Here is a 20,193-nt window from a genome sequence, read left to right as displayed (position 1 = left end):
CAGAGGACTTTCCATGGCACTGAGCGACCAGACCCTGCAGGATATTCTCCGCTACCTGACCGAAGAAACCGGCCTCGCCCCCTTCCAGGTGGCGAACACGGTGGAACTTCTGCGCGATGGGGCCACAGTCCCCTTCATCGCCCGCTACCGGAAGGAGCGGACCGGCGAACTGGACGAGGTCGGCATCCGAGGAATCGAAGAGCGCCTCGCCTATTTCACTGAGCTGGAGGAGCGCAAGCTCACGGTCCTCAAATCCATCGAGGAACAGGGGAAGCTCACCCCCGAGCTGGCGGACCGCATCCGGACCTCGCGCCAGAAGACCGAGATTGAGGACCTCTACCTCCCCTACAAGCCCAAGCGGCGCACTAAAGCGACCATCGCCCGGGAGCGGGGGCTGGAGCCCCTGGCCGACCTCATGGCGGCCCAGGAGCTGACCGCGGGCACGCCCGAGGAGGCTGCCCTCCCCTTCGTGGACCCCGCCGGCGAGGTGCCCGACGCGGCCGCCGCCCTGGAGGGAGCCGGCCACATCCTGGCCGAGCGGCTGGCGGACGACGCCGATGCCCGGGCCTTTGTCCGCCGCCTCACGGCCGACCAGGGGATCTTCTGTTCACGGGTGGCGGCCGATCGGAAAGGTGCGGTCACCAAGTTCGAGATGTACTACGACCACCGGGAACCCCTGAAGTCGGTCCCTTCCCACCGGATGCTCGCCATGCGCCGGGGCGAGAAAGAAGAGGTGCTCATCCTGGCCATCGAGGCGCCGACGGAGGAAATCCTCGCCGGTCTCAGGGCCCGGATCGCGGGGCGCGCCGGCATCTTCCGCCAACTTCTGGAAGGGGTGGCGGAGGACGCCTACAAACGCCTCATCGCCCCCTCCATCGAAGTTGAGCTGCGGCTGGAAGCCAAGCAGCGGGCCGATGAGGCGGCCATCACCGTCTTCGCCCAGAACCTCCGGAACCTCCTCCTGGCACCGCCGGCCGGCGGCAAGCGGGTCCTCGGCGTGGACCCGGGGCTGCGGACCGGCTCCAAGCTGGCTGCGGTGGACGGCACCGGCCGGTTCCTGGAGCATGTGACCATCTACCCCCACGCCGGCGGCGACGGGAAGGTGGCGGCGGCAAAGCGCGAATTTCTCCGACTGGTGGAGTGCCACGGCATCGAGATGGTGGCAGTGGGTAACGGCACCGCGGGACGGGAGATGGAGCAGTTCGCCAAGGAAACCCTGGCCGAGGGGGGGAAGAGGATTCCGGTGGTCATGGTGAGCGAGGCCGGGGCCAGCGTCTACTCGGCCTCGGAGATCGCCCGGGAGGAGTTCCCGGACCTGGACCTGACCGTGCGGGGAGCCATCTCCATCGCCCGGCGCCTTCAGGATCCTCTGGCAGAACTGGTCAAGATCGACCCCAAGAGCATCGGCGTGGGCCAGTACCAGCACGACGTGGACCAGCGCGCCCTGAAGAAGTCCCTGGACGCGGTGGTGGAGTCGTGCGTCAACTACGTGGGGGTCGACCTGAACACCGCCTCCTGGGCGCTCCTCTCCTACGTCTCCGGCGTGGGGCCGTCCCTGGCCCGGGCCATTGTCCGCCACCGGGACGAGCACGGTCCCTTCCCCGCCCGCCGGGCACTCATGAAGGTCCCCCGTTTCGGCGACAAGGCCTTCGAGCAGGCGGCCGGCTTTCTCCGCATCCGGGGCGGCGAGCATCCCCTGGACGCCACCGCCGTCCACCCGGAGCGCTATCCGGTGGTGGAGGCCATGGCAACGGAACTGGGCGTGTCTCTCGGCCAGTTGGCCGCGGACCCGGCCCTGCCGGCGCGGATCGACCTGAAGCGTTACGTGACCGACGCGGTGGGGCTTCCCACCCTGCGCGACATCATGGAAGAGTTGAAAAAACCGGGCCGGGACCCGCGGGAGGAATTCCGCACTGCCGCCTTCCGGGACGACGTGACCGAGATCGGCGATCTGAAGGAGGGGATGGTGCTCCAGGGGGTGGTGACCAACGTGACCGCGTTCGGCGCCTTCGTGGACGTGGGGGTCCACCAGGACGGCCTGGTCCATGTGAGCCACCTCTCGGTCAAGTTCGTGAAGGACCCGGCCGAGGCGGTGCGGGTGGGGCAGGTGGTGCAGGTGAAGGTCCTGGCCGTGGACGTGCAGCGCAAGCGCATCTCCCTCTCCATCCGGGAGGCCGCGCCCGGCGGCGCCCCGCGGAGTGCGGAAAAGCCGGCGCGCAAGGAAGAGCCGCGGAAAACCGGCGGCGGGCTTGACCTGGGGGGGCTGGAACGGGCCGGATTCCGGGTGAAAAAACGGTAACGGTTAGGCCTGTTTCCCCCCTTTTTTCAGGTGGATGAACCAGTAGGCAATGGCCACGAAGATCACCCCGCCGATGACGTTGCCGATGGTGACCGGCACCACGTTCCCCATGAATGCGCCCCAGGTGAGGCCCGGCTCCGCCGTGCCCCGGGCGCCGGCCACCAGGAGTCCCGTGGGGATGAAGTACATGTTGGCCACCGAGTGTTCGAAGCCGCTGGTCACGAAGGTCATGATGGGGACGTAGCAGGCGAGCATCTTGCCCCCCACGTCCCGGGCCGCCGTGGCCATGAGGACCGCCAGGCAGACGAGCCAGTTGCAGAGGATGCCCCGGATGAGGGCGGCACCGAAGGGGATCGCGCACTTGGCCGCGGCTATCCGCACTGCCTGGTCGCCCACGGCCCCGTTCTCCCAGAGCCCGGACTCAACCATGAGCCAGGCGAAGAAGAGGGATCCCGCCAGGTTCCCCAGGAGCACCACCCCCCAGTTCTCCAGCATCTTCACCCAGGTGATCTCGCCGTGCAGAACCGCCACGGTCAGAAGGCTGTTGCCGGTGAAGAGCTCTGACCCACAGATCACCACCAGCATGAGCCCCACCGAAAAGACACTGCCCCCCAGGAACCGGGCGATCCCCTGCCCCACGTGGAGCGCCGCGTCCTGGGTCACCACCGTGGCCAACTGGGCGCCGAAGGCGATGTAAAATCCTGCCAGCAGGCTCAGGAGCACCGTACGGGCGAGGGACTGGGTCAGTACCCGCCGGCCGTTCTCAACCGTGGCGTTCAGTGCCTCGGCCGGGGTCAGGAAACGCTTGTCCGTCATGCCACTTACCCTCTCACTCGAACTGGGATCTGAACTCTTCCATCACCTGCCGCAACTCGGCCACTTCCGCCCTGAGCGCCGCCACCTCCGACTCCAGTGCGGCAATCCGCTCATTTTCCGCCATGACCTGGAGCCGGGCCCCTTCCGGACCTGCCGGCCGTTCTTCGGCCGACAGGTCCGGCTCGCCGGCCAGCAGGTGGGCGAAACGTGATTCCTTGCGGCCGGGCTGACGGGGAAGCCGCATGACAAGGGGCGGGGTCCGTTCCGAGAGCTCGCCCAGCACCTGCTCCACGGCGGTCAGATCGGCAAAGGGATGCATCCGCTCCGCGCGGGTACGAAGCTCACCCAGGGTCTGGGGCCCCCGCAGGAGCAACTCGGCCAGGACCGCCAGCTCGGCCGGGGAGAACCGCAGCCGCTCCGACAAAATGTGGCGGTAGCGGGGAACCCGTCCCGAATCGGCGGCCTGGATCGCCACATGCTTCATTTTAAGGCCATCCAAGGCCCGCACCACGTCAGACTCCTCCAGGGCCATGACCGGGTCCCGGTTCGACTTCTGGTTGCAGGCTGTGGTGAGGCTGTTGAGGGTGAGGGGATAGTACTCCGGGGTCGCCAGCTCCTTTTCGATCAGGCAGCCGAGAACCCGCACCTCCACGTCGTTCAGAAGTATCTCCATAGGGTCTCCTTTGTCGTTGGGGTTGGCCTCGCAGTATACCCGGATTCGGCGCCGAACGCATGCGCTTTTCAGCTTCAGCGGACGGACTGCGGAAAGGTTTCCTCAAGCAATTCCGTTTCTTTCCGATAGGTGTACTTGAAGGGGCGCTCGTTATCGAGTTTAATTGAACCTGGGTCCAGCGGGGAAAGTCGCCCCCCTGACGGTCCAGGGCTGGACCGGGCGCATCCTGACGCCCCCTGCAAGGAGAACCGCCTCATGTCTTTCACCGGTGACCTGGAACACCTGTCGATCGTCGACGTCATCCAACTGCTGCACGCCACCCGCAAGTCAGGCACCCTCACCGTGCGGGGACGCAAGGGAGAGTCCCAGCTCGTCTTCAACGACGGTTACATCATCAGTGCCAACCATTTCGACAACAGCGTCCGGATCGGCAACATCCTCGTTGAAGCCGGCGCCATCAGCAGGGAGGTCCTGGAGCAGGCCCTGCAGGAGCAGGAGGAGGCGGGAGCGGGACGGAAACCCCTGGTGGCAACACTTCTCGAACGGGGCAGCGTCCGCAAGGAGGACGCCTACCGGGGGCTTGAGGCCCTCATCGAGCTGACGGTGGTGGAAATTCTCACCTGGAGGCGGGGCACCTTTGATCTGGACGTGAACCGGGTCAGCGTCTCCGACGAGTACCGCTATTTCCCGGAAAAGCTCCATGAGGAAATCACGCTCCACACGGAAAATGTCCTCATGGACGCCCTCCGCATCTACGACGAGAAAAAGCGCGACGGACTGCTGATAGAAGAGGAGTTTTCGGTCGGAGATCAGGCCCCGGACCTCGCCATCATGGAACCCGATGATTTCAGCATCTCCGCCGACGATCTGGGGCTCGGGGACCTGGATCTGATCGAACGGAAAATTCCCCAGGTCTTTCTGGGGCTGGAGGATCGCAGCCCCTCCCTTCAGCGTAAGATTCAAGAGCTGGGCGCAGACCTTTCCGACAAAGAACAGGAAGAACTCTTCGCCTTTCTGGGCCGGCTCGGGAACACCGCTCCGGCCGCCGGCACGCCCACTCTTTCCGCCATCCTCTTCAGCCCGGACGACCTTTTTTCCTACTGCGTAACCACCGTCTGCCGCCAGGCGGGGATTTCCGTTTTCACCACCAACGACGAGCAGGACCTGGCCCCGCTGGCGCAACAGTTCGCCTCCCGCGGCGGGCAGACGACCCTGATCCTTGACTCGCCGGCATCGCCCGGCTTTCCCCTGCCCGCAGAAGATGCGGCGCGGCTCCTGCGACGGGTCAGGGAACACCACCCCCACCTTGCCCTCATCCAGCTCGCCTCGCCCCTTGAGCCGGCCTTTGCCCTCCAGGCCCTTAAAGACGGAGCCGTGGCCGTGTTCCCCCGCCCCGTGCGCGAGGCGAGCGGCGACACCTTTCTGGAGGACACCCTCCGGCTTCTGGACGCCCTGCCCCTCTATCTGAGGCGGCGGGGCTCAGACGGCGGCGAGGCGGCCATGGCCCAACTCGGCAAAACGTTCATGGAGTTGCGGGCACTTCGCGAGCCCCCTGAAATCGCCCTGACCCTCCTGGGCACGGTGGCCGGCACCTTCGAGCGGGCACTCACCCTCATCGTGCGTGAAGACGAACTTATCGCCGAACGGAGTATCGGCATTCGGAGCCCCCGAGGCGCCTGCGTCTCGCCCTCCTTCGGGACGAGAATCCCCCTGGACCGCCCGTCGGTGCTCCGGGACGCGATTGAAAAAAGAGCTGCATTTTATGGCGAAACTGACGATGAGATACTGAAGGGGCATCTTTTCCCCATCATCGGCCCCCCGCTCCACCCCACGGTCATCCTGCTCCCGCTGGTCTGCGGCGGCAAGGTCATCGCTCTCATCTACGGGGATTTCGGCCACAAGGGGGCAGCGCCCGTGCGCACCGAGCTGCTTGAGCTCGTGGCGGGCGAGGCGGGGTTGGTGCTGGAAACGGCGCTCTATCGCAGGAAACGGGAGCGGAAGGCTCCCGAGGGGACGGCCTGTGACCGCTGAACGGTCTTTCCGGCCGCATTTTTTAGATAGCAGTGAGGTACCGCCATGGATATGAACCTTCTGTCCCAGATTCTGGGCATTGCCTTTGAAAAGCGGGTTTCCGACCTCCACTTCGAGGTGGACAATCCCCCCTTCTTCCGTGCCAAGGGGCAGTTGCTCCGCTCCAAGCTGCCGAAGCTCTCCCCCCAAGACACCGAATTCATCGCCCGGGCCGTTATGGAGCAGAACCACCGGACCCTCCCCGACGAGCTGCGGGAGCTGGACGCCTCCTACTCGCTCCCCAATGGCGGGCGCTTCCGGGTGAGCATCTTCCGTCAGCGCGGGAGCATCGGCATCGTCATGAGGGTGATTCCTCCCCACGTGGGGACCTTCGAGGAACTCAACCTGCCGCCGGTCCTGGGTGAGATCGCCAAGGCCCCCAACGGTCTCGTGCTGGTCACCGGACCCACGGGCAACGGCAAGTCCACCACCCTTGCCTCCATGATTCGCCACCTGAACGAGACCTGCACCTTCAACATCATCACCATCGAGGACCCCATCGAGTTCCTCTTCACCTCGGACAAGAGCTGCATCATCCAGCGGGAGGTGGGAATCGACACGGTCGACTTCAGCGCGGCGCTCCGCTCGTCCCTGCGGATGGACCCCGACGTGATCATGGTGGGCGAGATGCGCGACCTGGAAACCATCGACGCCTGCATCAAGGCGGCGGAGACGGGCCACCTAGTCTTTTCCACCCTCCACACCCAGAGCGCCGTATCCACCATCAACCGGCTCATCGGCCACTTCCCCCCCGATGCCCAGGAGGTCCTGCGCCAGCGCCTGGCCGACATCCTGGTGGCCACCGTGTCGTTACGGCTCATCAAGGACAAATCCGGGGAGAACATCCTGCCGGTGGTGGAGGTGATGCGCGCCACAACCACCATCCAGGCATGCATCCGCGAGGGACGACTGGACGAGATCGAGAAGCACATCGAAAACGGCCGCTCCCTCTACCAGATGCAGACCCTTGACCAGCACCTGCTGGAGCTGTGCGAGAAGGACGTCATTACCTTCGACCAGGCCAAGCAGATCACCCGTTCCATGGACCTGGAGCGGAAGCTGGCCTTCACCGAGTAGCCGTCCTCCTATGCCAGGTACTTCTCCCGCAGGGTCACCTTGCTGATCTTGCCCACGCTCGTCTTGTCGATGGCATCCACGAGCCGCACTTTCAGCAGGACCACCTGCTTGCTGACCATCCCCTTGTCGGCGTACTCCCGGACAAAATGCGCCAGGTCCTTTTCCCCCACCCGGCCGACCTCCTCGGGCTTCAGCACCACCAGGGCCAGGGGGCGCTCCCCCCATTTCTCGTCGGGCTGACCGATGACCGCCACTTCGGCCACGGCAGGATGATGAGCCAGGATATCCTCCAACTCCAGTGAAGAGACCCATTCTCCCGCCACCTTGATCACGTCCTTGGTCCGGTCGGTGATCCGTAAGTATCCCCGTTCGTCCCGCACCGCCACGTCACCGGTATGGAGAAAGCCTCCCTCCCAGAGCTTTTCCGAGGTACGGTGGTCCTTCAGGTACCCCTGGGTCAGCCAGGGGGCGCGCACCACGATCTCGCCGGCGCTCCGGCCGTCCCGAGGCTGCTCTGCCCCGGTTTCCGGATCCACCACCCGCAGGTCCACGAACGGCAGCGACAGCCCCGTGAGGCAGCGGATCTCGGCCTGCTCGGCCGGGCTTCCCGCCAGCATTTCAGGCGTGAGACGCGAGATGGTCAGGATGGGGCAGGTTTCGGACATGCCGTAGCCGGTGAAAACATCGATGCCGCGCTCCAGCGCCTCGCAGCAGAGGGCCCGGGACATGGCGGCCCCGCCGATGATCATCTTCAATCCCGCCAGGTCGACCCGCTTGGCATGGGGATGCTTGAGGAGCATATGAAGGATGGTGGGGACACAGTGGGTAAAGGTGACCCGTTCCTTTTCGATGAGGTCCAGGAGCAGATCGGGCGAGTAGCGCCCCGGATAGACCTGTTTGATGCCGAGCATTGTGGCCAGATAGGGCACGCCCCAGGCGTGGACATGGAACATGGGGGTGATCGGCATGTAGACATCCCCCTGGTGGAGGCGGCCATGGGCGAAGACCGTCCCCAGGGACGCCATAACTCCCATGGTGTGGAGCACCAGTTGGCGGTGGCTGAAGTAGACCCCCTTGGGGAGGCCGGTGGTCCCGGTGGTGTAGAAGGTGGTAGCCCGGGTGTTCTCATCGAAATCGGGAAAATCGTACTCGCCTGAGGCCGCGGCCAGGAGCGCCTCGTACTCACCCACAAAGGGGATGTGGCTCTCGGGCATCTTTTCCTCGTCGGTGAGGAGCACATACCCCCGCACCGTGTCGATCCTGCCCCGGATCTGCTCCAGAATGGGGAGAAATTCGCTGTTCACCAGCAGCAGATCGTCCTCGGCATGGTCGATGGTATAGAGGATCTGCTCCGGGGAGAGGCGGACGTTGATGGTATGGAGCACTGCGCCGATCATGGGCACCGCGAAGAAAAGCTCCAGGTAGCGGTGGCTGTCCCAATCCATGACCGCCACGGTATCGCCCGCCTTGCCCCCCAGGCCCGTGAGAACATTGGCCAGGCGCCGGACCCGCTCGCGCAGATCGCGGTAGGTGTGGCGGATCACGCCCCGGTAGACGATTTCCTGGTCCGGGTTGTCGACCACGGGGTTGCGGAACAGGTTCTTGATGAGCAGGGGATAGTCGTAGGCTGAGGGGGTGCGGGGTATCAGGGTATCGGTCATGGCGGAACTCCTTTGGTCCGGGAATGGCATGGCCGCACATCTTACACGATTTTAACCGCGAAGGCACCGGGTTAACCGCCGGCCGGCACGATTTTTTGGTGGACTGTTTACCCCTCGCGCCTGTACTCTAGAGAGGCAGAAACATCATTAAACAAAAAGGGAACAACAATGGCACAAGCACAAAAAGGTGACCGGGTAACGATCGATTTCACCGGCACCCTGGAAGACGGAACGGTTTTCGACAGCACCCTCGAAGGGGCTGGATGCGACACGGACGACTGCGAATCCGATGACTGCGGCGACGGCAGCTGCGGCTGCGGTTGCGAGGAGAGCGGCCCCATGACCCTGACCATCGGGGGGGGCGAGTTTTTCGAGAAGATCGAGGAGGCGCTGATCGGCATGGCCCCGGGTGAGAAGAAGACCGTGGTCATCCCGGCGGCGGAAGGCTTCGGCGAGTACGACGAGGAAAAGGTCTTCACCGTCGAGCGTTCCGATCTCCCCCCCGACCTGATCCCCGAAGTGGGTCAGGAACTGGTCATCTCCAACGAGAACGACGAGGACTTCGGCGTAACCGTGGTTGAAGTGACCGACGAAAGCGTCACCTTCGACGCCAACCATCCCCTGGCGGGAGAGGACCTCACCTACGAGTTCCAACTGGTGGAAATCCTCTAGCTCCTCCCTTCTCCTCCACAAAAAAGGCGGCCTTGAGCCGCCTTTTTTCATTTCCCTCCCCGATCACCCCTCCTCAGCCGGTAACGGCAACGCCCGAAGCACCTCCCGCACCGCGGCCACGGACAGACTGTTCCCCACCAGTTGCCAGCGCTTGCGCAGCGGCACCTCTTCCGGAAAGCGGAACGACGGTGGAAAGTGCAGCAGGCGGGCGATCTCCTCGGGGGAAAAACGCCTGACACCGTCGCTGCAGCACAGGTAGGCCCCCGATGCCGTGAGGGACCTGCCGTAGCCCGAAGTGAAGCAGGTGGTGTAGGCATCGGGATCGGCAGGGTCGAGAATGCGGAAGCCCGCGCCGAACCGTTCCACGATGGCGGGGGAGAGCAGGAGCTCGGCCGGCTGGCCGTTTGCCGGCAGGAGATCAAGGTACTCGGCCAAAGGCTGCCGGGGCAGTGGCGAGAGGACCTCCGCCGGTGCCAGGGACTCCCGGGAGGCGGCCAGATAGTAGCGGGGGCGACGGGAGGGAATGCCCAGCTCCGTGGGGCAGAGCAGCCGCTCCTGCAGCCGGTACCCCCGCGACGACAGCACCTCCGTGAGCCGGCCGTGGGCTTCGGAGCCGACAAAGCCGGCCACGTTCTCCAGGGCCAGATGGCGCGGCAGAGCCTCATCGGACATCCTGGCGGCCAGATTGAGGATATGCACGAGGCTCCGGGCCCGGGGATCAGCCAGATCCCGGCGGACGCCCCGTTCGCAGTAAGGCTGGCACGGAGGCGACAGCCACCAGAGGTCTACCCCTCCTGCGGTCAGCTCCCAGGCGCTCACCCGCTCCAGATCCACCTTCCGCGCGCCGTGGCCGGGGAAGTTGAGCCGGTAGGTGGCAAGGGCCGCCTCGTCCTGGTCCAGAGCCGCCACCACGCGGACGCCCGTCCCCTCCACCGCGGCGGCGAAACCGCCGATGCCGCAGAAGAGCTCGACCGCCCTCATCCCCGCCCCTCCGGGCTCACGAAACTCTCCCCATGCCGTTGACCGTGAGCAGAACCACCACGAACAGGGAGGTGACCAGGGTCAGCAGGAGCGCGAAGACAAAGGCGATGCGGATCACCTTCCCCTCCTCGCCGATCCTGTCGATGGCTGCGGCAGCGTTCTGGAGCTTGGCGGGCGAGATGACGCTGGCAAGCCCACCGCCGAAGGCGAGCCCCGCCGTGACGATGATCAGCCCCGACAGCGGCATGTCCAGGTTCTTGGCCGTGGTCATGGTGTACTTGGCGAACATGGCGATGGTCGACGCCTCGCTGCCGGTGATGAACCCGCCGAAAAGCCCGATGAACGCCACCACCTCCCCGTACATCCCCTGGAAGGCCTGGGCCGAGGAATCGGCCAGCACCGTGACCATGCTCGGCACCACGAACCGGCCCGCCGCCATATCGTAGCCCGCCATGTTCATTATCTCGCCGATGGCAAAGAAAACGGCTGCCGCGAACACCGGCCGGGGTGCCCGCCGGACCCAGGTCCGGACTGTTTCCCGGAGCTGCTCCCCCGTGGGCTTCAGGAACGGCACGGCCAGGATGGTGCTGACCAGGATCCAGGTGTAGGCCTGCCACAGGGCCCGCGTGTCCAGGGGCTTGCCGTCGGCCGTAAGGCCCGCGATGGGCAGTTTCATGGTCCGGTAGAGCCAGGAGAAAAGGTCCTGGGGAACGTTCAGGACGAGAATAAGGATAACGAGGAGGGTCCACGGCATGAAAGCCCGCCAGAGGGGCATGGCTGCGGCGAATTCCCGCTCCTCGGCGGAGAGGAGGGAGCGGTCGATCACTTTGCCGCCGGTGACAACCAGGTAGGCCGCCATGGCGGCAATGACGGCGATGCCGCAGAGGACGCCCGTCAGCACCACCAGGTTGTCGTACTGATTGGTGAAGCGGGCCACCACGCCGATGACCGCGCCGGTGAGGAGGCAGGGGAGCCACCCGTCCCGGATCGCCTGCCACTTCCCTACAATCCAGAGCATGCAGAACCCGATCATGGTGGAAACCACCGGAAGGAACATGTAAAAGACCATGCCGGCCTGGTGAAGGGCGATCTCGTTCCTCTTGCCGAGAAAACTGTTGGCGATATCCACAAAGACCACAATGGGCGCGCCCAGGAGCGCATAGGTGCAGAGCGAGTCGTAGCCGATGGCCGGCAGGGCAATGGCCACGTAGGTGGAGTAGCCCATGGCCAGCAGGATCGGCGGCAGGATCGAGACCGGCGTGGCCCCCACCGCCACCATGAGGGTCCCGAAGCCGATGTTGATCATCATGATCTGCACGGCCCGGTTGTCGCTGGCAATGGTCCTGATGAAGATGGTGATCCGCCGGAGCGCGCCGGTCTTCTCCATGAGCGCCATCTGCAAGAGCGACGTTGCCACGATGAGTGACACGGAAAAGGAGCGGATAAAGCCGGCGGCGGTAGAGCGGAGAATGACTTCCGGCGCGGTCTGGAATCCGAGCCAGGCCACCACCGAGATGGCGAGCCAGCCGATGATGCCGCTCACATCGGCGGCCTTGCGGAACACCAGAAGCATGACGAGAATGACTACGATGGGGAGCAGGGTCAGCAGCAACGGCAGGGTCAAGGGAATAACCTCCAGTAACATACCGGCCCCTCAGGAGTCGGGGGCGGTGCATCGACAGACCGTCGCACAGCATACACCCGGCACCGCCGGCGAGGCAACCCCCACGGAAGACCGCCCACCCTTGACCTGCATCAAGGCCATCGCGGGCCGGCGATGCTATCGTACCAGACATGGCAGCACCATCACCGCAGGAGGAATGCCATGACCACAAGTGAACTGATCGTCACCGCAACCATCTGGGCCCTGACTGCCGTCGGGGGGTTCTTTGCCCTGCGCGGCATCTGGCGGCGGCGCCGGCACGGAGCCGCTGTCGCGGCAAAGAACCGCAATCGCCTTCCTTGACTCCCGTCAATGGCGATTCGCCCCGGATACGGCATACTGTACCCATACCACAACAAAGCACGGGAGGATATCATGAGCACAGGAAACGAAACTCTCGCGGGACGCGCCATCGGCATGTCCGAGCTGGCCCAGTACCAACCCGGCTCGGTCGTGAGCCGCACCCTCATCGACAAGAAGATCGGCACCATCACCCTGTTTGCCTTTGACGAAGGCCAGGGACTCAGCGAGCACACGGCCCCCTATGATGCCTTTGTCCAGATCGTGGACGGCGTCGCCGACATTACCATCGACGGCCAGGTCCACCGGGTCGCCGCCGGGCAGATGATCATCATGCCCGCGGATCGCCCCCACGCTCTGAGGGCCGTGGAACGGTTCAAGATGCTGCTGGTGATGATCAGGGCCTGACGGGTACCGGCGCTGCTCCCTTATCGGAGGAGCAGCGCCAGGGCCATCAGGGGCGGAAATGCATTGAGGCAGGAAAAAAGCGTTGCTTCGGAGCGAGGACGGCAGACCGGGATGAGCAGGAGCGGCACCGCGGCGATCCACGGGGCCATGCGCGGACCCATGAGGCCGAAGGCGGGGAGGAGCAGGACACTCGCCGCGAGCGCGCCCAGCCAGAGCCGCACATGGAAGGAAGGCCCGAGTCTCCCGGCCCCTGGGGTGAACAGCGGGATGCCCGCCCGCCGGTAGTCGTCGGCGTGACGGCGCTGGAACAGCCAGAAGTGGGGAACCTGCCAGAGAAAGAAAATGCCCGCCAAGAGGATGATTCGATAATCTCCGGGCGCGCCCCCGGCAAGGGTCCAGCCGATCACCGGCGGAAGTGCGCCGCTCACGGCCCCGATGGCCAGGGCCAGGGAGGTGCGGCGCTTGAGCGGCGTATAGACCGCCAGGTACCAGGCGAGCGCCACGGCACCGAGCAGCGGGGGGACGGGGCCGCCAGCGGCAAGCACCAAAAGGCCCGCCCCGATGCAGGCACAGCCAAGGGCAGTGGCCATGGCGGGAGAGAGATCGCCCCGGGGCAGGGGCCGTTGCCTGGTCCGCTCCATGAGGCGGTCCAGGTCCCGCTCCAGCACCTGGTTGAGGGCCGAGCCCCCCGCGGCCAGGATCGCGACGCCCGCCAGCGCCACCCAGAGAGTCGCATGTGCGGCATCGGGGACAAGGGCATGCCCCGCCACCGCCGCGATGCCATTCAGCAGCGCCAGCCGGGGCCTGAAGAGAACAAGGTCCTGCCGGGTCACTTGAGCTCCCTGATGAATTCCACCATCTCCTCCACCTCTTCATCGCTAAGTCCCGGATAGGGCGGCATGACCGGCGGGAATCCCTTGACAACCTCGGCCGCCGGCTGACGGATGGAACGCACGAGGTATGCCTCGTCCACGGTCAGGGTCCGCTCGACGCCATCCTCCGTCACGGTCACCTGGTGGCCCCAGATACCCTTAAACGTGGGGCCCAGCCGGGGAGACCCATCCAGGGAATGGCAGCCGAGGCAGCCGTGCTTCTCCAGCAGTTCTCTGCCGTGTCCTTCTTTCTCCTTTTCCCCTTCCTCCCCATGGCTGAGCCACGCCTGGAACTCCGTCTCGGGAACCGCCTCCACTGTCGTGATCATGGCCGAGTGACCGGTGCCGCAGTAAACCGAGCAGAAGATGTCATAGGAACCTGCCTTGGGAGCCACGAACCAGACATGGTTCTTCATCCCCGGCACCACGTCCCGCTTCACCCGGAATGCGGGAATATAGAACCCGTGCAGAACGTCTTTGGACACCAGATCGACCCGCACCGGCTTGCCCACCGGCACGTAGAGACGAGGGCTCGTCCTGCCGCCCTGGTACTCGAAGCTCCAGGACCACATGCGGCCAACGGCCGTAACTTCCATGGCCCCCGGCGGCACATGACGAAGCGACAGGTAGCTGGACCAGCCGTAGTAGAACATGGCCAGAACCAGCACCGTGGGAAGGGCCGTCCAGACGATCTCCAGCCAGAGATTCGTCGCCGCCTGCGACGTGGGCTCGGGGGAGCGGGAGCGGTGGTAGCGGATGACAAAGGCCACCATGACCACCGTGATGCCGGTCAGGAGGAGGATGCAGGCCCCCAGGATGAACATGAAGACCGGGTCAACGGCTTCGGTTGTGGTGGTAGGGAAATCGCGCACGTCAGTCCCTCAGCGGTAGAGCACGTCGAAGAAGGTGATTCCGATGAACAGGGCCAGGGTCACCAGGGCCAGGAAGAGGAGCCACCGCAGGAGCCATCCCTCGTATTTCATGTGCATGAACACGGCGATCACGAGCCCTCCCTTGACGGAGGCTATGGTCAGGGCCGCCGCGACCTTGTATCCCCCCAGATCGAGCCTCGTCACAAAAACCGTGGCCGCGGTAAGGATGAGAAGCGCTGCCCAGACCGAGGCCAGGGTGCCGTAGCCGACGGGGCGGTGGGTTGTGGAATCGGACGTCATGCGCCTTTCCTTCCTGTCACAGCATGAGGTAGTAGAGCGGAAAGATGAAAATCCAGACCAGGTCCACCAGGTGCCAGTAAAGTGCCCCGTTCTCGAGCCAAATATAATCGCCGGCATGAACCCGGCCCCCCTTGACCCGCCGCGCCACCACGGTCAGCAGGACCCCGCCGATCAGGACGTGGAGCCCGTGGAGCCCGGTGGTGAGGTAGTAGAGACCGAAAAAGACCGACTCCCCCGGCGGTCCGGCCGCCAGGTCCGGTGAGCCGGGATAGATGCCGTGACTGATCTTGGCGCTCCACTCAGCGTACTTGATACCCAGGAAGAGTCCGGCGCAAAGGATAGTTCCCCCAAGCGCCCGGAATGCCACGCGCCCCTCGTCCCGCTGGACCGCCGTTACCGCCAGTGCCGCCAGAAGACTGCTGGTGAGAAGGATCACCGTATTGGCCGTGCCCAGAACCAGGTCGAGCCGGTGCCCCGCCACGGCGAACTCCGCGGGGTAGCGGTGGAGATAGACCGCATAGAGGATGAAGAGTCCCCCGAAAAGAAGCATCTCCGTGAAGAGAAAGAGCCACATGCCGAGCTTGGCGCCGGCGTAGTCCCGATGGGTCGCATGGCTCATGGTATCCCCGCTCCCCGGAAGTCATAGGGTCCGTGGGTCACCACCGGCTCCTCGGCAAAGTTCTCCGTGGGGGGCGGGGTCGGGATGGTCCATTCCAGGGTCGCGCCTCCCCAGGGATTCGCCTCGGTCACGGGCTCCCCCTTCCAAAGCCCCCGGAACAGGTTCACCAGCATCACAGTGAGCCCCAGAGCCAGGATCCAGCTGCCGATGGTGGACGCCAGGTTGAGCGTCGCGAACTCGGGAAGGTAATCGTAGTACCGCCGCGGCATCCCCTTCATCCCCAGGACCTTCATGGTGAAATAGAGAATGTTGAACCCCACGAACATGAGTCCCCAGGCGATGACCGCCGGCCGGCGGGCGTACATCCGCCCGTAGAACTTGGGCAGCCAGTAGTGCATGGCCGCGAAGAAGGCGAAGCCGGCGCCGCCGAACATAACGTAGTGGAAGTGCCCCACCACGAAGTGGGTGTCGTGCACATGGACGTCGGTGGCGGCCGCACCGAGAATCAGGCCGGTCAACCCGCCGATGGAGAAGAGAAGGATGAAGGAGAGGGCGAAGAGCATAGGCGGATCCAGGGAGATGGAGCCCCGATAAAGGGTGGAGATCCAGTTGAAGACCTTGATGGCCGAGGGTATGGCCACGATGAAGGAGAGGAAGGAGAAGACCAGCACCGCCGTATCGCTCATGCCGCTGGTGAACATGTGGTGTCCCCAGACGAGCGACCCGGCCGCTGCGATGGCGAGACTGGAGAAGGCGATCATCTTGTAGCCGAAGATGGGCTTTCGGGCAAAGACCGGGATGATCTCCGACACCACTCCCATGGCAGGCAGGACCATGATGTAAACCGCCGGGTGGGAGTAAATCCAGAAGAGATGCTGGTACATGAGGGGATCCCCCCCCCGGCTCGGATCGAAGAGGCCGACCCCCAGGATCCGCTCGGCAATGATCAGTACCAGGGTGATGCCGAGGATCGGCGTGGCCAGGATCTGGACCCAGGCCGTGGCGTAGAGGGACCAGACAAAGAGGGGAAGCCGCCCCCAGATCATCCCCTCGGCCCGGAGCCGGTGGATGGTGGTTACGAAATTGATCCCGGTCAGGATGGAAGAGAATCCGACAATGAAGACCCCGAAAACCGCAAGGGAAACGTTGGTGGCCGTGCGACCGCTGAAGGGGAGGTAGAAGGTCCAGCCGGTGTCCGGCGGGCCGCCGCCCGTGACGAGGGAGAGGAGGATCACGCCGGCGCCGGTGGCATAGAGCCACCAGGAGAGGAGATTCAACCGGGGAAAGGCCACGTCCCGGGCCCCGATCTGGATCGGCATCAGCATGTTGCCGAAGGCGCCGGGAATGCCGGGGATGATGAAGAGAAAGATCATCACCACGCCGTGTACGGTGAAAAAGGCATTGTAGGCATCGGGCCCCATGATGGTGCGCCCCGGCGCCATCAGCTCCAGCCGGAGGATGAGCCCCAACACGACCCCCACCAGGAAAAAGCCGAATACCGACCAGAAGTAGAGCAGCCCGATCCGTTTGTGGTCGGTGGAGAGAAGCCAGGCGCCGATACCGCCCTTTTCCGTGTCGCTCCAGAAGCCGGCAGCGGAGCCTGTCCGTTCAGACCGGTTCATGATCCTCCCTTGCGCTGCCGTGAGCCCGTTCTGCCCGTTGTCAGCAGAAAGGCGAGAAATGCCCCGGCTGTCAGGATGACTACCGTGGCGCTCACGCGCAGCAGGTTGAAGACATAGGTTTTCTGCTTCGGATCAAAGGAAAAGCAGTATCCCACCACCGTCCGGATGGTCTTGCCGACTTTCCCCTCCCGCGCCTCCAGCAAGGCCAGGGTCACATCCTTGGGTAGGAAGGCGGTCCCGTAGAGATAGCGGATGATGGTGCCGTCCCCGGCGATCACCACGCTTGCCACCGGATGCACGAAGTCGCGCCCCTTCCGCTGGAAGCGATATCCGATCGCGTCGGTCAGTTGCCGGATATTCGCCGCATCACCGGTCAGGAACCGCCAGCCGTCCCCAGGGAACGGCGTGGTGATGGCACCCTGATAGATCCTCCGGTAACGGGCAGCCAGATCGGGCGGCTCCGTCTCGTCGAAGCTGACGGAAATCACCCGGTACTCCTCCCCCGGTTTCCGCCGTATCTCGGGGATCACCGCTGCCATGCCGTTCTGGAGGAAATTGCAGACATTGGTGCAGCGGTAGTAAACGGGAAGGATAATCGTCGGTCCCGTAACCAGATCCGCCAGGCGAACCGGCCGGCCGGCTTCGTCGTTGAACGTCAGGTCGAGGGGAATCTTCTCCCCCAACCGCTCGTCGACTCCCACGCCGGCTGCCTCCGCCGCAGCCGGCGCAGCATGGTGATGGTGCTCTTCAACCGGCGTGGATCCGTCGGTGGCCGCGCCACAGTGCAGGGGCAGCACCAGGGCCAGGCAGAGGACAACGAGATATCGTAGCACCCTTCCCTCCGTCATGGACGCCGGAATCTGTCGAGAGCCGGTGCGGGGGCGGTCTGTTCTGCCGGTCCCGCACCGGCTTCCGTTGCAACGGCCGGCTAGGATTTCCACTTGCCCTGGAACACGATCTCATCCAGGGGCTTGCGCGCCGGACCCGATTTTGCCGGGGCCTCATCCCGAGGATAGCCCAGGGGGAAAAGCCCCACGATCCTGATCTCCGGCGGGATGTCCAGGAGGTCGCCGAGCTGTTCCTCGTCGAAGACGCCGACAAACACCGAGCCGAGTCCCACGGCATGGGCGGCGAGCATGAGGTTTTCCGTGGCGATCCCCACGTCCGTCATGTAGTACTGCTGCCCGCGCAGATCGCCCGACTCGCCGGGCACGCCGCAGGCAACGATCACCACCGGCGCTTCGGCGAGCGCCTTCTGGGCCGGGTTGGTCCTGTAGCCGAGCGGCGCGAAAAATGCCTCCACGAACGACAGCTCGCTGATCTTTGCCTTGACTTCGGCATCCTGCACCACCACGAAGCGGCTGCACTGCATGTTTGCCCAGGAGGGCGCCTGGCGTGCCGCCTCCAGCACCATCTGAAGCTTTTCCGGCTCCACCGGCCGGTCTGAAAATGCCCGCACGCTCCGTCGCGTCCTGATTGCCTCAAGAGTATCCATTTGCATGCCTCCTTGTTGGTTCATACCGGTTTTTGCTTGCCTCAGGGGATCGACGGACCGGGCTCTCCCCGAGAGAAAACGCCCGCTCAAAACAAAGAACCGCTCAGAACTGTCGGCACCACCCTGAGGCAAAGTAGAACTAAGTTTACCGGCAGCCGGCCTCCGACGCAAATCAGGAAGGCATTTTCCAACTGAAATCGCGACAATTGCAACTCATGTTCTGCATGCGGCAGCCAGCCGCGCTAATGGGCCGAAGATACCCGACTGTAACGAAAGGCCCCCAAGAGCTCAAAGTGCCCGTTATCAAAATAAAATTTTGTTTCCCAACGATAAAGCATGCAATTACAGTATGTTATAGTATAAATAAAATCAGTATACACACTAAAACCAAATGGCAGTCTACACAGCGACACAACATGCTTGTAACATATTGTTTTGTTGCAACTTTTTTTATATTGCCCCTTGCATTCCCCAGGAGACCCGTTTATAGTTTCAGTAAACTAGTCAAGAATGAAAGGAGCAACACCATGAAGTGCCCCGTATGCAAAGCCCACGGCCAGCAGGTAGCCATCGATCTCCACTCGGAAGGCTTTTCCGAAGACATCGTGACCTGCGATATCTGCGGCACGGTGTGGGCGGTTAACCACGGCGCGATGGAAATCATCACTGATCCCCAGGAGAACTCGTTCCTCGAAGCCGTAACCGAGTGCGTTGAAGCGCACGACTACAGCTTCGCGGCCTAACGACACTGAACGCACGAGGGGCGGGACACCTCTCACGGCGCCCCGCCCCCTTGGAAGCGTAACAGTCAGCTCTTGGACTCCGGTCAGGCCAGATTGAAATTATTCTGGTAGGCCATGAGCGTATTGATCATCAGGGCCGCGACGGTCATCCTCCCCACACCACCGGGGACCGGAGTGATCCAGGAACATTTCTGCGCCACATTTTCGAAATCCACATCCCCCACAATCTTGCCGCTCTCCAGACGATTGATCCCCACGTCTATCAGCACGACCCCATCCTTGACCATATCGGCCGTAACAAACCCCGGGATGCCCACAGCAACGATCACGATGTCCGCCCGGCGCGTTTCATCCAGCAGGAGCTCGCGCGGGGTTTCGATGTGGGTGAGGGTCACCGTGGCGTTGCCGATATCGAAGTCGTTGGAGAGCATGATGGAGATCGGCTTGCCCACGATGTTGGACCGACCGATCACGACGCAGTGTTTCGCCTTGACCGGCACCTCGTAGAACTGCAGCAGCTTGCAGATGCCGTAGGCGGTGGCCGGACGGAACGCCTTCTGCCCCAGGGTCATGCGGCCGAAGTTTGCCGGATGGAATCCGTCGATGTCCTTTTCCGGCGCAATGGCGTTGATGACATGCTGCTGGTTGATATGCTTCGGCAGGGGCAGCTGGACGATGAGCCCGTCGGTGGTGGGGTCTTCGTTAACCTCCTTGATCTTTGCCAGCAACTCCGACTCCCTGATTGTCTCGGGGAACCTCAGCAATGTGCTCTCGAAACCGGCGAGGCCGCTGGTGGCGATCTTGGATTTCACATACGATTCACTCGGCGCGTGCTCGCCTACCAGAATGATGGTCATGTGGGGCGTGCGCAGCCCCGACTCCGTGTAGCCCGCCACTTTCCTGGCAATCTCGGCCACCAGGCTCTCGGCGCACTTCTTTCCGTCCAGCAGATTCATCTCGACACACTTCCTCTCTCCGTCAAGCCGGGCTTACCCCCTCAACGGGGAACGACAAACCATTTTTCGTATACAAATCGACAACTTCACCAAC

Annotated in this window: 20 protein-coding genes; 7 read left to right on the top strand and 13 right to left on the bottom strand. The window is 63.9% G+C overall.

Annotated elements, in window-relative coordinates:
• Positions 1-13 precede the first annotated feature (13 nt).
• Positions 14-2,299 carry a Tex family protein gene (locus tag AABA48_RS15800; protein ID WP_286351242.1) on the top strand — a complete coding sequence of 762 codons (2,286 nt, stop codon included), beginning with the start codon at positions 14-16 and terminating at the stop codon, positions 2,297-2,299.
• A gap of 3 nt (positions 2,300-2,302) precedes the next feature.
• Here AABA48_RS15800 and AABA48_RS15795 read toward each other — a convergent pair whose 3' ends face one another.
• The gene (locus AABA48_RS15795; RefSeq protein WP_286351241.1) at positions 2,303-3,115 is read right to left on the bottom strand and encodes a formate/nitrite transporter family protein; all 813 of its coding nucleotides are present in this window, start codon (positions 3,113-3,115) and stop codon (positions 2,303-2,305) included.
• 13 nt (positions 3,116-3,128) lie between these two features.
• Positions 3,129-3,788 carry a YceH family protein gene (locus tag AABA48_RS15790; protein WP_286351240.1) on the bottom strand — a complete coding sequence of 220 codons (660 nt, stop codon included), beginning with the start codon at positions 3,786-3,788 and terminating at the stop codon, positions 3,129-3,131.
• 255 nt (positions 3,789-4,043) lie between these two features.
• Between AABA48_RS15790 and AABA48_RS15785 the strand changes: the two genes are divergently transcribed.
• Together AABA48_RS15785 and AABA48_RS15780 are read left to right on the top strand one after the other, a co-directional pair.
• A complete protein-coding gene (locus AABA48_RS15785) occupies positions 4,044-5,819 on the top strand; it encodes a response regulator (protein ID WP_286351239.1) in 1,776 nt (591 codons plus the stop codon).
• A 45-nt stretch (positions 5,820-5,864) separates the two neighbouring features.
• A complete protein-coding gene (locus AABA48_RS15780) occupies positions 5,865-6,935 on the top strand; it encodes a type IV pilus twitching motility protein PilT (protein ID WP_010940905.1) in 1,071 nt (356 codons plus the stop codon).
• An 8-nt stretch (positions 6,936-6,943) separates the two neighbouring features.
• Here AABA48_RS15780 and AABA48_RS15775 read toward each other — a convergent pair whose 3' ends face one another.
• Positions 6,944-8,596, bottom strand: coding sequence for a fatty acid--CoA ligase (locus AABA48_RS15775; RefSeq protein ID WP_286351238.1), 1,653 nt, complete (start codon positions 8,594-8,596; stop codon positions 6,944-6,946).
• A 168-nt stretch (positions 8,597-8,764) separates the two neighbouring features.
• Here AABA48_RS15775 and AABA48_RS15770 point away from each other — a divergent pair, with 168 nt between their 5' ends.
• The gene (locus AABA48_RS15770) at positions 8,765-9,268 is read left to right on the top strand and encodes an FKBP-type peptidyl-prolyl cis-trans isomerase (protein ID WP_010940903.1); all 504 of its coding nucleotides are present in this window, start codon (positions 8,765-8,767) and stop codon (positions 9,266-9,268) included.
• Between the two features lie 63 nt (positions 9,269-9,331).
• Here the strand turns inward: AABA48_RS15770 and AABA48_RS15765 are convergent, their stop codons facing one another.
• Both AABA48_RS15765 and AABA48_RS15760 read right to left on the bottom strand, forming a co-directional pair.
• A complete protein-coding gene (locus AABA48_RS15765) occupies positions 9,332-10,249 on the bottom strand; it encodes a DNA cytosine methyltransferase (protein ID WP_286351237.1) in 918 nt (305 codons plus the stop codon).
• A 16-nt stretch (positions 10,250-10,265) separates the two neighbouring features.
• On the bottom strand, positions 10,266-11,894 hold the full coding sequence (locus tag AABA48_RS15760) for an L-lactate permease (protein WP_286351236.1): 1,629 nt from the start codon (positions 11,892-11,894) through the stop codon (positions 10,266-10,268).
• A 180-nt stretch (positions 11,895-12,074) separates the two neighbouring features.
• Here AABA48_RS15760 and AABA48_RS15755 point away from each other — a divergent pair, with 180 nt between their 5' ends.
• Complete coding sequence (locus tag AABA48_RS15755) at positions 12,075-12,215, top strand: hypothetical protein (protein WP_010940900.1); 141 nt, start codon at positions 12,075-12,077, stop codon at positions 12,213-12,215.
• 72 nt (positions 12,216-12,287) lie between these two features.
• The gene (locus AABA48_RS15750; RefSeq protein WP_010940899.1) at positions 12,288-12,620 is read left to right on the top strand and encodes a cupin domain-containing protein; all 333 of its coding nucleotides are present in this window, start codon (positions 12,288-12,290) and stop codon (positions 12,618-12,620) included.
• Positions 12,621-12,640: 20 nt separating this feature from the next.
• Here AABA48_RS15750 and AABA48_RS15745 read toward each other — a convergent pair whose 3' ends face one another.
• The 7 genes from AABA48_RS15745 to AABA48_RS15715 form a co-directional block, all read right to left on the bottom strand.
• On the bottom strand, positions 12,641-13,453 hold the full coding sequence (locus AABA48_RS15745; protein ID WP_286351235.1) for a protoheme IX farnesyltransferase: 813 nt from the start codon (positions 13,451-13,453) through the stop codon (positions 12,641-12,643).
• Positions 13,450-14,364, bottom strand: a complete 915-nt coding sequence (gene coxB / locus AABA48_RS15740) for a cytochrome c oxidase subunit II (protein ID WP_286351234.1) — start codon at positions 14,362-14,364, stop codon at positions 13,450-13,452. The genes AABA48_RS15745 and coxB overlap by 4 nt, the downstream gene beginning before the upstream one ends.
• A gap of 9 nt (positions 14,365-14,373) precedes the next feature.
• The gene (locus AABA48_RS15735; RefSeq protein ID WP_010940896.1) at positions 14,374-14,664 is read right to left on the bottom strand and encodes a cytochrome C oxidase subunit IV family protein; all 291 of its coding nucleotides are present in this window, start codon (positions 14,662-14,664) and stop codon (positions 14,374-14,376) included.
• Between the two features lie 16 nt (positions 14,665-14,680).
• Positions 14,681-15,283, bottom strand: a complete 603-nt coding sequence (locus AABA48_RS15730) for a cytochrome c oxidase subunit 3 family protein (RefSeq protein WP_286351233.1) — start codon at positions 15,281-15,283, stop codon at positions 14,681-14,683.
• Positions 15,280-16,905 (bottom strand): cytochrome c oxidase subunit I, encoded by a 1,626-nt coding sequence (gene ctaD, locus AABA48_RS15725; protein WP_286351232.1) that lies wholly within the window; start codon positions 16,903-16,905, stop codon positions 15,280-15,282. The genes AABA48_RS15730 and ctaD overlap by 4 nt, the downstream gene beginning before the upstream one ends.
• Positions 16,902-17,738, bottom strand: a complete 837-nt coding sequence (locus AABA48_RS15720) for an SCO family protein (RefSeq protein ID WP_286351231.1) — start codon at positions 17,736-17,738, stop codon at positions 16,902-16,904. Before AABA48_RS15720 ends, ctaD begins: the two co-directional genes overlap by 4 nt.
• Before the next feature lie 95 nt (positions 17,739-17,833).
• Positions 17,834-18,400, bottom strand: coding sequence for a nitroreductase family protein (locus AABA48_RS15715; protein WP_286351230.1), 567 nt, complete (start codon positions 18,398-18,400; stop codon positions 17,834-17,836).
• A gap of 527 nt (positions 18,401-18,927) precedes the next feature.
• Between AABA48_RS15715 and AABA48_RS15710 the strand changes: the two genes are divergently transcribed.
• The gene (locus AABA48_RS15710; protein ID WP_010940891.1) at positions 18,928-19,143 is read left to right on the top strand and encodes a hypothetical protein; all 216 of its coding nucleotides are present in this window, start codon (positions 18,928-18,930) and stop codon (positions 19,141-19,143) included.
• 83 nt (positions 19,144-19,226) lie between these two features.
• Here the strand turns inward: AABA48_RS15710 and AABA48_RS15705 are convergent, their stop codons facing one another.
• Entirely contained in the window at positions 19,227-20,099 is an 873-nt protein-coding gene (locus AABA48_RS15705; RefSeq protein WP_010940890.1) for a bifunctional 5,10-methylenetetrahydrofolate dehydrogenase/5,10-methenyltetrahydrofolate cyclohydrolase, read from the bottom strand.
• Positions 20,100-20,193 lie beyond the last annotated feature (94 nt).

This window comes from Geobacter sp. 60473 (assembly GCF_036323535.1).
In the GTDB taxonomy this organism is placed as follows: Bacteria; Desulfobacterota; Desulfuromonadia; order Geobacterales; family Geobacteraceae; genus Geobacter; species Geobacter sulfurreducens.
The sequence above is the reverse complement of the archived record's forward strand: the minus strand, read 5'-3'. Positions and strand labels throughout refer to the sequence as shown.

Excerpts from the sequence above, each read along its gene's own strand:
- AABA48_RS15795 (WP_286351241.1), bottom strand. The coding sequence starts at position 3,115 with ATGACGGACAAGCGTTTCCTGACCCCGGCCGAGGCACTGAACGCCACG.
- AABA48_RS15715 (WP_286351230.1), bottom strand. The coding sequence starts at position 18,400 with ATGGATACTCTTGAGGCAATCAGGACGCGACGGAGCGTGCGGGCATTT.
- AABA48_RS15710 (WP_010940891.1), top strand. The coding sequence starts at position 18,928 with ATGAAGTGCCCCGTATGCAAAGCCCACGGCCAGCAGGTAGCCATCGAT.
- AABA48_RS15755 (WP_010940900.1), top strand. The coding sequence starts at position 12,075 with ATGACCACAAGTGAACTGATCGTCACCGCAACCATCTGGGCCCTGACT.
- AABA48_RS15750 (WP_010940899.1), top strand. The coding sequence starts at position 12,288 with ATGAGCACAGGAAACGAAACTCTCGCGGGACGCGCCATCGGCATGTCC.
- AABA48_RS15800 (WP_286351242.1), top strand. The coding sequence starts at position 14 with ATGGCACTGAGCGACCAGACCCTGCAGGATATTCTCCGCTACCTGACC.
- AABA48_RS15760 (WP_286351236.1), bottom strand. The coding sequence starts at position 11,894 with ATGTTACTGGAGGTTATTCCCTTGACCCTGCCGTTGCTGCTGACCCTG.
- AABA48_RS15770 (WP_010940903.1), top strand. The coding sequence starts at position 8,765 with ATGGCACAAGCACAAAAAGGTGACCGGGTAACGATCGATTTCACCGGC.
- AABA48_RS15790 (WP_286351240.1), bottom strand. The coding sequence starts at position 3,788 with ATGGAGATACTTCTGAACGACGTGGAGGTGCGGGTTCTCGGCTGCCTG.
- AABA48_RS15735 (WP_010940896.1), bottom strand. The coding sequence starts at position 14,664 with ATGACGTCCGATTCCACAACCCACCGCCCCGTCGGCTACGGCACCCTG.
- ctaD (WP_286351232.1), bottom strand. The coding sequence starts at position 16,905 with ATGAACCGGTCTGAACGGACAGGCTCCGCTGCCGGCTTCTGGAGCGAC.
- AABA48_RS15785 (WP_286351239.1), top strand. The coding sequence starts at position 4,044 with ATGTCTTTCACCGGTGACCTGGAACACCTGTCGATCGTCGACGTCATC.
- AABA48_RS15705 (WP_010940890.1), bottom strand. The coding sequence starts at position 20,099 with ATGAATCTGCTGGACGGAAAGAAGTGCGCCGAGAGCCTGGTGGCCGAG.
- AABA48_RS15780 (WP_010940905.1), top strand. The coding sequence starts at position 5,865 with ATGGATATGAACCTTCTGTCCCAGATTCTGGGCATTGCCTTTGAAAAG.
- AABA48_RS15765 (WP_286351237.1), bottom strand. The coding sequence starts at position 10,249 with ATGAGGGCGGTCGAGCTCTTCTGCGGCATCGGCGGTTTCGCCGCCGCG.
- AABA48_RS15775 (WP_286351238.1), bottom strand. The coding sequence starts at position 8,596 with ATGACCGATACCCTGATACCCCGCACCCCCTCAGCCTACGACTATCCC.
- AABA48_RS15730 (WP_286351233.1), bottom strand. The coding sequence starts at position 15,283 with ATGAGCCATGCGACCCATCGGGACTACGCCGGCGCCAAGCTCGGCATG.